We start from the raw sequence: 13095 nt of genomic DNA, 5'->3' as shown, positions 1-13095 counted from the left end.
ATCGGCGGGTTGAGTTTGGGTGATCACGACAATTGGTGTTGAGGTGCCCGAAGAGATAAAGTTACCAACATCCACCTGTTTTAGACCAACACGCCCAGAAATTGGGGCGGTAATTTTACTGTAGGTTAATTGCAGTTTGGCATTATCCACCGTCGCTTGGTCGACTTTAATGCTACCTTCTGCTTGTAGAACGGTTGCTCGTTGATTGTCTAATTCTTGCTGTGAAATGACTTTTGTACCCGCTAATTTCTGGTAACGAGCTAAATCTAAACGCGCATTAGCGAGAGTTGCTTTATCTTTGGCGAGTTGACCTTCTGCTTGGGCAAGCTGAACCTCAAATGGGCGAGGGTCGATTTGTGCCAGTAAGTCACCTGCTTTGACATATTGACCCTCAGTAAAGAAAATCCCCATCAATTGCCCTTCAACTCGGCTTGTTACCGTGACCACATTGGCGGCTTGTACCGTACCTAAACCTGAAAGATAGCGAGGGACGATTTTTTTCTGTGCGGTTGCAAATTGAACAGGCGCTAAAGTTCGAGGTGGGCGTCCATTTGAATTTCTCGGTTGTGAGCTATTGGTTGTTGCGTTAGCGGTTGGTGCATCGCTTTGATTATTTTTATGGTAGACATACCAAGTTGCTCCTGCGGCTGCGATTAAAGCGACAAGAATAGCTGAGCGAGTCAATGTTTTATGGCGTTTTTGTTTAATCATTGTGGACAATTCGCTTAACTCAAAGTTGAGTAAATATCAGTTAGAAATTAAACCAAAAAATTAACTGAATATAATTAGGTATATATTAAAAATTAATCAGTTGCGTATCTTAATAGTTTAGCTGGAGGGGAACAAAAGAAAATGGAGGAAATATGAAAAATTGCAAGATATCTTTGGGTTTAGGTCAGGTATTGTCAATTTTAGTATAAAAAACCTGTGATTTTGGGACCACAGGTTTTAAATAAGCAGTGTGTTGCTGATTATGACTATTGAATTGTGCTGGTTTTCAGAACGGCAGCATTATTTGAGGCTTGCTCAGATGTGCCAGTCCAACCTTTCCAAGACAGCGGGATAAATGCCACTGCAACGGCTAATAAAGAGACCCCAGCCACATAGTAGGCAGGGCCCATATGGGATTGTTGTAACCAAGCACCCGTCAATATTGGTGTTAAGCCACCGAATACGGCATAGGCTAAGTTATAGGCGAATGATAGACCTGAAAAGCGAATTTCTGGTGGGAATGCTCGGGTACTGACTATGGGGGTGGTTGCAATTGCGCCAACAAAGAAGCCCATTAACCCATAATTGAACGTCAGAGTGTTAGCTGAGATATCCGCTGACAAACTTGAGTAGAAATAAAGTGCAGTGACGGCTAATCCGCCCCATGACAATGTCATGGATGCACGAGTCCCCATTTTATCGCCTAACCAACCCCAGAAAATACAACCTAAAGTCAGTGTTAATGTTGCCGCACAGTTAGCTTGTAATGCGATATTACGGTCAATGCCATAAATCCCTTTTAATACTACATCGGGCGTCATCAAAATCGTGACAACAATGGCGGTAGACAGTGACCAAGTCAGAGCCGCAGTGATCATACAGGCTTGTTTATGGGACTTAATAACGGTCTTCACCGGTAATTCTTTGGTTAAAGCTTTCTTGGCTGCCATTTCTTTGAAAATAGGTGTTTCTTGTAAGAAGCGACGCAGATAAACAGAAATAAAACCAAAGATCCCGCCTAAAATAAACGGAATACGCCAAGCAAAATCGTGAACTTCTTGAGTGGTATATGAGCGCTCAATTAAGATAGCGACGATGGAGCCTAATAAAATTCCACCAGTAATACCGGAAGTTAATGTGCCAATTCCTAAGCCATAACGTTGTTTTGGTGTATGTTCAGCAATAAATACCCATGCTCCCGGCATTTCACCACCAATAGCCGCACCTTGCATGATCCGCATCAACAGTAATAACAGTGGCGCTGCTGCACCAATGGTTTCAAAAGTTGGTAAGAAACCGATGATCAGGGTAGGAAATGCCATTAAAAAGATACTTAAAGTAAACATCTTTTTACGACCAATTTTATCCCCAAAGTGCGCCATAATAATTCCGCCTAGAGGGCGTGCGAGGTAACCCGCAGCAAACAAACCTAGCGTTGCCATTAATGCGAGAAATTCATTATTTCCTGGGAAGAATAGCTGGGAAATAATTTTCGCGTAAAAGACGAAAATCACGAAATCATAAAACTCTAACGTGCCACCCAAAGAGGATAAGCCCAAAGTTTTATAATCTTCTTTACCCAATGGTCTGGCTGCGGGCTGACTGGTTGTTTGCGATGTCATAATACTGTCCTTCTAAAATACACAGCGTTTAATTATTAGCGCGATAGTTTTTTTAATATTAATAATAGGTACTTTAAATAATGCAGTTGTTAATATTAATTTGAAAAGAATATGAGAGATAAAACATGGGAGGAATAAACCTTGTTAACACTCTGTATCTTTAATGCTGCCTCATTTATAGCAGAAAGTTTCATATTCTGTAAACCGTCACCTTTAAAACAAGCATAATATTCCTATCAGTTATCTTTAGTTGGATTTAGTCGCTGATTGATGGTTGAATGCCATGATATGATGTTAATAATAAAGCTTTTGCAGAAGATCCTATATTTAGATGGCCTAAATATGGTGTGAATTCAAAAGAAATAGTTAATTTTGACGATAATTAAATAGATGAAAAATAAAAAATAGTACGGGCATTTTCTAAGGGTAAATTAAAATAAACAGTAAATATGGCTATTTAAATAAATAATACTCGTATATTTGAACTGTTTACGCTATCTGCTTTGGAATGTTTCGGAGGTTTATTTATAAATAGCGGGGTTTTATAAATCTGCATACTTAACAGCGTGCTAAGTATGCAGATGATAGAAATTAAACTAAGAATAGGGTAGCTAAGCCAAGGAAAATAAAGAAACCACCAGTATCCGTGATTGCTGTAATCATAACGCTAGAGCCGATAGCGGGATCTTTACCCAGTTTGATCATTAATAATGGGATTAAAACACCCATAATAGCAGCCATCAGCAAGTTCAGTATCATGGCTAAAGTCATTACGGCACCCATGGCGATGTCCCCATAGAGTAAATAGGTAACAACCCCCATAATCCCCCCCCAGACGACGCCGTTAATGAAGGCGACACCTAGCTCTCTAAATAAGAGGAAGGAGAAGCTTCCATTTTGGATTTGGTGCAGGGCAAGAGCGCGCACAATCATCGTAATGGTTTGGTTACCGGTATTCCCGCCGATACCTGCAACAATTGGCATTAGAGTCGCTAAGGCGACTAATTGGGAAATGGTATCTTCAAACACACCGATAACACGGGAAGCGACAAATGCGGTACATAGGTTAAGTGCCAACCAAGTCCAACGAGTTTTCACTGCCTGTCCAACAGGAGCAAATACGTCTTCTTCAGGGCTTAACCCCCCCATACGACGGATGCTGTTATCATTTTCTTCGCTGATATTATCAACGATATCTTCAACGGTTAAACGCCCCATCAATAAACCATTGTTATCGACGACTGCGGCAGAAATTAAGTCATAACGTTCGAACGCACTTGCCGCATCTTCACCTTTTTCATCAGGTAAGAAGGTGACGGTGTCCGTTTTCATAACATCCGCGACAATTTTTTCGGGAGCTTGGGTTAATATGGTGGTTAGCGGTAATTCACCTTGTAGGTTGTTGTATTTATCAACCACAAAGATCTTATCTGTCGCCTCAGGGATCTTCCCGCGTTGGCGTAGATAGCGTTGAACGGTTTTCAGGGTCACATTAGAACGCACAGTCACGAACTCAAAGTCCATCATTTGACCGACGCTATCTTTTGCGTACTGTAAGACTTCGCGGATACGACTTCTTAAGCTGGGATCTAAATAGGTGAGTAATCGGCGCATTGTATCGCGAGGTAAGTGCTCAGCGATGTAGGCTTGTTCATCAACGTGCAGCCCAGCGACAGCGCGCAGCAATTCTCTGTCAGACATATCTTTAATCAGGCTATCCCAGACTGAAACAGATGCTTCAACGAGTACTTCACCGCGTTCGTTATTGTCAATCAGTCGCCATAATGCGAGACGTTCATCATAGGGGAGCATCTCAAGTATATCCGCGATATCGGCGGTGTGGAGGTCGACTAATAACTCTTTTACAGCATTGATTTTTTCACGAAATGCTTTGTCATCAATACCGACGTGTTGATCATTTTCAACGAGAGCATGGACGAATTCCTCGTCGTCCATAAAAAGCGTCAGGATTTGCTGGCGGATATACGCCAACTTCTGTGAGTGCGGATTGACCGTAGTTGCCGCATCAGTTGAAAAAGCAGTTTGTGACATTTTAATCCTTAAAGCATTCGGCGCGTATGGCGCTTTTAATTAATTCGTCTGCGAGCGGACGAAACTTCTTCCCAGTATTGTCGCTGATCCCTCAGAAATATCAAATCTGTTCATATTCCGAATAGGAAGCTCAAAGCGATACTGACCGCAAATAATCATGTTTCATGCTACTGCATATTTTCCGCGCAAATGCTTAATTTCCAGCCCGGAACATCTTCCCAATAGGAACTCTCTTTCTCAAGGTCTAGCAGCATTAATGCATTCTGCGCGAGATATTGAGCAGGTAAAAAGAGAGTCCAATGACCTTCGTCTGTTTCAATTCGTAATGACGTTGGTGTTGTCGTTGATTGGCGCTGGTTATTTAAAAGCACGGATAAGCGCAAAATTTGAATCAACGGCATAAATTGTTTACGTTTAAACAAGTTAAACTTAGGTATCTCATCGTATTTAATCCCGCGACGATGATTTCGTACCAAGGTAGCCAGTAGTAACTGTTGCTCTTGGCTAAATCCGGGTAAATTAGTATTTTGCAGGATATAAGCGGAGTGACGGTGCATACCGCTGTGATTAATACTTAATCCCACTTCGTGAAGCATTACCGCCCAAATTAAAATAGATTCTAATTGTGGATTGGCCTGCTTAGGGTTCTGTTGGCTCCATTGATAATAGAGTTCCTCCATGGTTTTTAGAACCCGCTTGGCTTGTTCACGGTCGATATTATAGTGTTCAGCAAGACTTAACGCTGTACGTTGGCGAATATCTTGATGACGGAAACGGCCTTCCATTTCATATAATACCCCTTCACGTAAGGCGCCATCAGAAAGCCGTAGCTCTTTAATTTCTAAGGAATCAAAAACGGCGATTAGGATTGCTAACCCCGGTGCAAATACATACTTGCGTTCCGCAGATAATCCTGGAAGATCCAACGATTTAAAGGTCTTATATTTTAGCGTTAATTGCTTAATTGCTTCCAAACGTTCTCGCGTAATGAGGCCGTCTCTATCACCCATTTCAACGATCACGGCATGGGCTGCCTTGATGGTTCCTGATGCCCCCATTGCCACATCCCACGGCTGTTTTTTAAATTGAATAGCCGTGCTTTCTAATTTTAAACAAGCTGCAAGATAAGCGCGATTAAAATTTTCAGGTGAAATGATTTCGTTAGGAAAATAGTTGCGTGCAAAACTGACACACCCCATTCGACGGCTTTCAATCAGCAATGGCTCAAATTTTTCACCAATCACTAATTCGGTGGATCCACCACCAATATCAATAACCAGTTTGCGACCTTTTTCTGGCTGGGTATGTTCGACACCCATGAAAATTAAACGGGCTTCTTCTTGACCTGAAATAATCTCGATTGGGTAGGGGATGATGGCTTTAGCACGACGTAAAAATTCTTCAACGTTTGTCGCAACCCGTAACGAGTGGGTGCCCACAATACAGACATTTTCAGGGGTAAAACCCTGTAAGCGCTCAGCAAACAGAGCAAGACAAGATAACCCTCGCTCCATGGCTTCTTCGCTTAATTCATTGGTATCACTGAGACCATCAGCAAGGTGCACCCGTTTCTTTAAACGGGTAAGTACTTGTAATGCCCCATTGACGATACGCGCAATGACCATGTGAAAACTATTTGAACCCAAGTCAATCGCAGCAATTTCTTGCGGTCTTGGGGTAGATGAAGAGGTTATTGGCATAATATCAAACTCGAGTTTCTGGCATTTCAAGCGCTTTTAAAAATTCATAAACAGCTAATTGAGCGCGTATTTTGCGCTTATTGCCGCGAGGGACATAATTATTACTCAGTTCTTTATCAACAAAACGTGCTTTGACAGTATCGCTGAATTGGAGTTCGAGGATATCTAAAACGAGTTGTTTCAAGCGCGGGTCAACCAAACGAACGGCCACCTCAATGCGATAGTCAATATTGCGAGTCATCCAATCGGCGGAGGAGATAAAGACTTTTTCATCCCCGGCATTGGTGAATACGTAGACCCGATCGTGTTCAAGGAAACGATCGACCACACTCGTCACGTGAATATTTTCGCTATAGCCTTGTTGCCCTGCAACTAATGAGCACATTCCTCGGACTAATAAGCGAATTTTCACACCCGCATTTGAGGCATCATACAGTTTGTCGGTTAATTCTCTATCAACTAAGTTGTTAATTTTCAGTGTGATACCACTAGGCAGCCCAGCATTGGCATTGGCAATTTCTTGGTCGATTAGCTCCGTAATTTTGGTCCGTGTATTTTGTGGCGATACCATTAAGTTATCAAAGGTCACTGGGCGATATGGGTTTTCAATAAAGCTAAAGACGCGGCGAACTTCATTAGTGATTTGTTCGTCACAGGTCAGTAGTGAATAGTCGGTATATAAGCGCGCTGTTTTTTCGTTAAAGTTACCAGTTCCGATATGGGCATAGCGGACAATTTGCCCCTCTTCCATGCGGGAAATAATAAACAGCTTGGCGTGAATTTTAAGTCCCGGTGCAGAGAAGATAACGTGAACACCGGCTTCAGTCAGGCGTTTTGCCCAGTGGATATTGGCTGCTTCATCGAAACGAGCTTGTAACTCCACCACGACGGTCACTTTTTTGCCATTATGAGCGGCGTGGATCACGGAATCAATAATGCGGGAATCTTTAGCCACACGATAAATATTAATTTTAATCGACAGAACATTAGGGTCAAAAGAAGCCTGACGAAGTAATTCTAAAGTGTGTTCAAAAGTGTAATAAGGGTAGTACAGCAACACATCACGTTCACGAATGGCATCAAAGCCGTTACGGAAATTGTCAAACCAGCGGTGACGTAAACGCGGCAAAGGTTTATTCAGTAGATTTTTATTCCCTTCATTTGGGAAGTTAATGAAATCTTTAAAGTTATGGTAGCGTCCACCTGCAATAACTGAATCATCACTGGATAAGCCCAATTTTTCTCGTAAAAGGGCGACCATCTCGTCCGGCATATCTCGTTGATATACAAAACGTACGGGCTCCGCGGTGAGGCGCTGTTTTAATGTGGATGACATTATTTCCAGCAAGCTGGACTCCATTTCGGTGGCAATGTCATATTCCGCATCTCGGGTCATCTTCATCGAATAGGCATTGAGTTTGTCATAATCGAAGAAGCCTTTAAAAATCTCATCAAGGGTGTAACGTAATATATTATCAATCAAAATCATAGATTTGCGACGTTTTGGCATTTCTGGTGGCAGATTAACAAAACGTGGAACCTTATCCGATGGGATCTCTAGCAGTGCATATTGCACATTGGCACCATTAATAATTTCAACCGCAAGATAGGTGTAGTCGTCTTTTAAGAACTCAACTAAGTTGGTATCTCGGTTAATTAAAATGGGGGTAATGTGCTGACGCAGATTTTGTCGAAAATATTGACGCAACCAAATCTGTTGGCGTGGAGAAATTTGACGTTCATTGATTAAAAAAATCTGATTACGTGCCATTTCTAGTAGCAAGTCGTTATATAAAATATCGAACTCTTGCTCTTGTTTTGCGACTTTGGATTGGATGCGCTTGAGTAGATGGCGAGCCCCGCTAGCGGAGCCTCGCTCTTCATTAATTAAAATACGGCGTTTTACGTCGGCAAAACGGACTTTATAGAATTCGTCTAAGTTATTGGAATAAATGCCCAAAAAACGCATTCGTTCAATCAAAGGGTTACGCTTGTCAGCGGCTTCTTGAAGAACTCGTTCGTTAAAAGAGAGCCAGCTGAGCTCTTTTTCATGATAGAGGCGTTCTTGGGACATTGTTGCTCCGTATTCGACTGATAATATAGGTTAATGCGTGTAGAGACTGATTATCACCTGTCACTTACTTGCCGTAAGACTGTGGCATATTACTCATTTGTAGCTTGCTGCTTCATTGCAAAATATTGATGCTGAAATATGCACATACGGATTGCAGTATGATAACGACCATTCACAAAGAACTCATCAATAAGCTCGCCTTCAGTATGGAAACCGAGCTTATTATAGATATGAATAGCTTTGATATTTTCTTTATCGACTATCAGATACAGCTTGTATAAATTGAGCACCGAAAAGGCGTAGTCCATTGCGAGTTTTGCTGCTCGGCTCGCATAACCTTTACCTTGATAACGCGGTGCGATAATAATTTGAAATTCGGAACGACGGTGAACATAATCAATTTCAACCAATTCGACTAAACCGACTTTTTCACTATCGCATTCTACGATAAAGCGTCGTTCAGATTGGTCATGAATATGTTTATCGTAAAGATCACTTAACTCCACAAATGCTTCATATGGCTCTTCGAACCAATAACGCATGATATTGGCGTTATTATCGATTTGATGGATAAATGCTAAATCTTCACGCTCAAGTGGGCGCAATCTGAACAGATGAGCTTGCCCGGTCGTCATAAAACACCTCAGTTTATTGTTAATTTTAGAACTCGTTAAGGATAAAACATCAATCACTAAGTCAATTGACCATCCTTATATTTAGAATACCACTTATTTACAATAAAATAATGACAGAAAGCAGGGTGTTATTCTTATTGGTGAATATTAGTTCACTTAATTACAGCGTAATCGCTTCTGTATATCGAACAATGAGTTCTTTCTGATAAACATATGTAAATAAAAAGGGCGGAGATTTTTTCTCCACCCTTAATATTGCACTTTCTAGGCTGCTATTCGGCAATTAACCCTGTGATTGGTATCGCTTTACCATCTAAAAAGGCTTTACCATCCCCCATGACTAGTCGATTAGCAATAAACCACTCGACCACTTGAGGATAAATAATGTGCTCTTGTAGTTTGACTCGTTCGACCAAATCATCCTCGGTATCTGTTGAATAAACCGGTATGCGACCTTGCAAAATAATCGGACCGCCATCGAGTTCTTCCGTGACAAAATGCACGGATGTACCGTGTTCTTTATCGCCATTTTCTAAGGCCCTTCGATGAGTATGTAGCCCCGGATATTTTGGTAATAAAGAAGGGTGGATATTGAGCATTTTCCCAGTGAAATGTTTAACAAATTCGGGGGAGAGAATGCGCATAAATCCAGCCAAAATGACTAAATCAGGTTGGTACCGTTCAATGGTGTCTAACAATGCAGTATCGTAGGCTTGGCGATCGGCAAATTGTTTGGAGTCCACACAAATGGCGGGAATACCCGCCTTTTGTGCTCGCTGTAAACCGTAAGCATCATTTTTGTTGCTAATCACAGCAACGATTTGCCCGCTGATTTCACCACATTGGCAAGCATCAATCATTGATTGTAAATTACTGCCGCTGCCCGAAATCAATACCACGATGTTTTTCATTAGCGAATAACAACCTGCTCTTCACCGGCTGGCAATGCGCCAATAGTACCGATTTGCCACGCATTTTCCCCTAAAGAGGTCAGTAAATTTAGGGCAGATTCAACTTCAGTTTGTGGCAGGGCGATGATGATACCGACGCCACAGTTGAATGTACGGTACATTTCGTGAGTGGTGACATCGCCTGCCTGTTGTAACCATTCAAATACAGCAGGCCACTGCCAACTGTTACCATCAATAATTGCTTGGGTATTATCCGGTAATACGCGAGGAATATTTTCCCAGAAACCGCCACCTGTAATATGCGCAATGGCATGGATATCATTTTTGGCGATGAGTTCCAGTACATTTTTCACATAAATTCGGGTTGGCTCAAGGAGATGATCAGCGAGAGATTTTCCTGCTAATTGGGTAGTTTCTGGATTGGTTTTGCTCACTTCCAAAATTTTTCGGACTAATGAATAGCCGTTAGAATGTGGGCCACTTGATCCTAAGGCAATTAATGCATCGCCAGCGCTGACTTTTGAGCCATCGATGATTTCAGAACGCTCAACAACACCAACACAGAAGCCTGCAACATCATAATCTTCACCGTGGTACATTCCTGGCATTTCAGCGGTTTCGCCGCCAACTAATGCGCAACCTGATTGTTTACAACCTTCGGCTATGCCTGTAATGACGCTAGCTGCGGTATCCACATCTAATTTACCCGTAGCATAATAATCGAGGAAAAATAGTGGCTCTGCACCTTGTACGATTAAGTCGTTCACACACATAGCGACGAGGTCGATACCGATGGAGTCATGGCGTTTCAGATCCATAGCAAGACGCAATTTAGTGCCTACGCCATCAGTGCCTGAAACTAAAACAGGTTCACGATATTTCTGCGGAAGGGAACATAATGCGCCAAATCCCCCCAGTCCTCCCATAACTTCTGGACGGCGAGTTTCTTTCACCACACCTTTGATACGTTCAACCAATGCGTTACCCGCATCAATATCGACACCGGCATCTTTATAGCTGAGAGAGGTTTTATCAGTCACTACGGCCCCCAAGGCAATTGCATTTTGGAAAAAATAACATCATTTGCAGATATTCTATCAGGCTCCGCAAACGTTTGCGATAGCTTTCTGAGTGAAATGTTTGTCAGAATAAAGGGATATCCAGTGATAGATCGCCCACTAATTTATGGAGAACCTATAACAAAAAATATTTGGTGTATACTATTCGAACAAAGAAAGTTTGTTTGATTATACTTTGACCTAAATCAATAGGTTCCTAGTGGCATATAATAAAAAAAGAGGTATAATCCGGCGATTTTTTTGTCCGGTGACGTTTAAAAAGGTAGGAGAAACCCATGAAGATCGTTGAGGTAAAACACCCTCTCGTTAAACATAAACTCGGCCTGATGCGAGATCACGATATAAGCACTAAGCGTTTTCGTGAACTGGCCTCAGAGGTTGGTAGCCTACTAACTTATGAAGCAACCGCAGACCTAGAAACTGAAAAAGTTACCATTGATGGTTGGTGTGGTCCGGTAGAAATTGAACAAATTAAAGGTAAGAAAATTACGGTAGTCCCAATTTTACGTGCTGGTATTGGCATGATGAACGGCGTTCTGGAAAGTGTTCCAAGTGCACGTATCAGCGTAGTGGGTGTTTACCGTGATGAAGAAACATTGCAACCTGTCCCATATTTCCAAAAATTAGTTTCAAACATCGATGAGCGTATGGCTCTGGTTGTTGACCCAATGTTAGCAACAGGTGGTTCGATGATTGCAACTATCGACCTATTGAAAAAATCCGGCTGTAATTCAATTAAAATATTAGTTCTTGTTGCTGCTCCGGAAGGTATTGCTGCATTAGAAGCTGCTCACCCTGATGTTGAACTGTATACCGCTTCGATTGATCAATATTTAAATAAAGATGGTTACATCGTTCCGGGTCTCGGAGACGCGGGCGATAAGATATTTGGTACTAAATAAATAATTAAGCCGACTTGATAGTCGGCTTTTTTTTGATAAAAAAATAATACTCACTACCATGATAAGAGGATAAAGAGAGATGACACGCCGCACGATAAGTGTTGAAGAAAGACCACCTTTATTACAAACCATCCCATTAAGCTTTCAACATTTGTTCGCCATGTTTGGGGCGACGGTAATTGTACCTATTTTATTCGGGGTTAACCCTGCAACTATCTTACTGTTTAACGGGATTGGTACACTGTTATACCTGTTTATTTGTAAAGGAAAAATCCCAGCGTATTTGGGCTCTAGTTTTGCCTTTATTTCACCAGTTTTAATTTTATTACCTTTAGGTTATGAGCTCGCTCTTGGTGGGTTTATTATCTGTGGGGCGCTGTTTTGTCTTGTGGCACTCATTGTCAAAGTGGCCGGTCGCGGTTGGATCAACGTCATGTTCCCTCCTGCGGCAATGGGGGCAATTGTTGCAGTTATTGGACTGGAATTGGCTCAAACGGCAGCGGGAATGGCAGGATTATTACCAAAAGAAGGCGCACCCGTTGACTCATCGACATTAATCATCTCACTTACCACGTTGTCTGTGACGATTTTATGTGCAGTGGTATTCCGTGGTTTCCTGTCGATTATCCCAATTTTAATTGGTTTCCTTTCTGGTTATGCACTGTCGTATTTTATGGGGATTGTCGATTTCACTCCGGTGATTGAAGCACCTTGGTTTGCGATTCCAACGTTCTATACGCCACGTTTTGAATGGTTTGCTATCCTGACTATTTTACCTGCGGCATTAGTGGTTATTGCTGAACACGTCGGACATTTAGTCGTCACTGCGAATATTGTAGAACGTGATTTGATGAAAAACCCAGGTTTACACCGTTCGATGTTTGCTAATGGGATTTCTACTGTATTATCGGGTTTCTTTGGTTCAACACCAAATACCACTTACGGTGAAAACATCGGGGTCATGGCGATCACTAAGGTCTATAGCACTTGGGTTATTGGCGGTGCGGCGATAATTGCTATCTTACTGTCCTGTATCGGTAAACTTGCGGCGGCTATTCAGTTAGTACCCGTTCCAGTCATGGGCGGTGTCTCCTTGTTACTGTATGGGGTTATTGGTGCATCGGGTATTCGTGTATTGATCGACTCTAAAGTGGATTATAACAAACCGCAAAACCTGATTTTAACTTCGGTGATTCTAATCATCGGCGTTAGTGGTGCAGTGATCCATATTGGTCAAGCTGAACTGAAAGGTATGGCACTGGCGACTATCGTGGGTATCTTGATGGCATTATTATTCCGTTTTATTACCTTCGTACGCCCAGAAAAACAGTTCATTACTTCAGAAGTGGATGTTGTGGAAGAAAAGAAAAATAAATAAGCGGTAATACAAAATAAATTGCCGGAGTGGC

Annotated in this window: 9 protein-coding genes and 1 pseudogene; 2 read left to right on the top strand and 8 right to left on the bottom strand. The window is 42.0% G+C overall.

Features of this window, described 5'->3' with window-relative positions; all coding sequences use genetic code 11:
- The 8 genes and pseudogenes from PROVRUST_RS13205 to purM form a co-directional block, all read right to left on the bottom strand.
- A partial coding sequence (locus PROVRUST_RS13205) for an efflux RND transporter periplasmic adaptor subunit (RefSeq protein ID WP_006815355.1) occupies window positions 1-711 on the bottom strand: 711 nt, incomplete at its 3' end.
- A 266-nt stretch (window positions 712-977) separates the two neighbouring features.
- The gene (locus PROVRUST_RS13200; protein WP_006815354.1) at window positions 978-2333 is read right to left on the bottom strand and encodes an MFS transporter; all 1356 of its coding nucleotides are present in this window, start codon (window positions 2331-2333) and stop codon (window positions 978-980) included.
- A 591-nt stretch (window positions 2334-2924) separates the two neighbouring features.
- Window positions 2925-4205, bottom strand: a pseudogene (gene mgtE / locus PROVRUST_RS13195) (magnesium transporter); the annotation flags it as partial.
- 347 nt (window positions 4206-4552) lie between these two features.
- The gene (ppx, locus tag PROVRUST_RS13190; RefSeq protein ID WP_006815352.1) at window positions 4553-6085 is read right to left on the bottom strand and encodes an exopolyphosphatase; all 1533 of its coding nucleotides are present in this window, start codon (window positions 6083-6085) and stop codon (window positions 4553-4555) included.
- Between the two features lie 4 nt (window positions 6086-6089).
- Window positions 6090-8159, bottom strand: coding sequence for a polyphosphate kinase 1 (ppk1, locus tag PROVRUST_RS13185; protein ID WP_006815351.1), 2070 nt, complete (start codon window positions 8157-8159; stop codon window positions 6090-6092).
- Between the two features lie 89 nt (window positions 8160-8248).
- On the bottom strand, window positions 8249-8794 hold the full coding sequence (speG, locus tag PROVRUST_RS13180; RefSeq protein WP_006815350.1) for a spermidine N1-acetyltransferase: 546 nt from the start codon (window positions 8792-8794) through the stop codon (window positions 8249-8251).
- Between the two features lie 272 nt (window positions 8795-9066).
- Window positions 9067-9705, bottom strand: a complete 639-nt coding sequence (gene purN, locus PROVRUST_RS13175) for a phosphoribosylglycinamide formyltransferase (protein WP_006815349.1) — start codon at window positions 9703-9705, stop codon at window positions 9067-9069.
- Entirely contained in the window at window positions 9705-10745 is a 1041-nt protein-coding gene (gene purM / locus PROVRUST_RS13170) for a phosphoribosylformylglycinamidine cyclo-ligase (protein WP_039855252.1), read from the bottom strand. The genes purN and purM overlap by 1 nt, the downstream gene beginning before the upstream one ends.
- 314 nt (window positions 10746-11059) lie before the next feature.
- On the opposite strand from purM, the gene upp reads away from it, so the two are divergent.
- Window positions 11060-11686: a uracil phosphoribosyltransferase gene (gene upp / locus PROVRUST_RS13165; RefSeq protein ID WP_006815347.1), complete on the top strand. Its 627-nt coding sequence runs from the start codon at window positions 11060-11062 to the stop codon at window positions 11684-11686.
- Between the two features lie 79 nt (window positions 11687-11765).
- Window positions 11766-13064, top strand: coding sequence for a uracil permease (gene uraA / locus PROVRUST_RS13160; RefSeq protein ID WP_039855249.1), 1299 nt, complete (start codon window positions 11766-11768; stop codon window positions 13062-13064).
- Window positions 13065-13095 lie beyond the last annotated feature (31 nt).

Origin of the sequence: Providencia rustigianii DSM 4541, from assembly GCF_000156395.1 — a bacterium.
In the GTDB taxonomy this organism is placed as follows: Bacteria; Pseudomonadota; Gammaproteobacteria; order Enterobacterales; family Enterobacteriaceae; genus Providencia; species Providencia rustigianii.
This window is presented reverse-complemented; position numbering and strand designations above follow the sequence as displayed.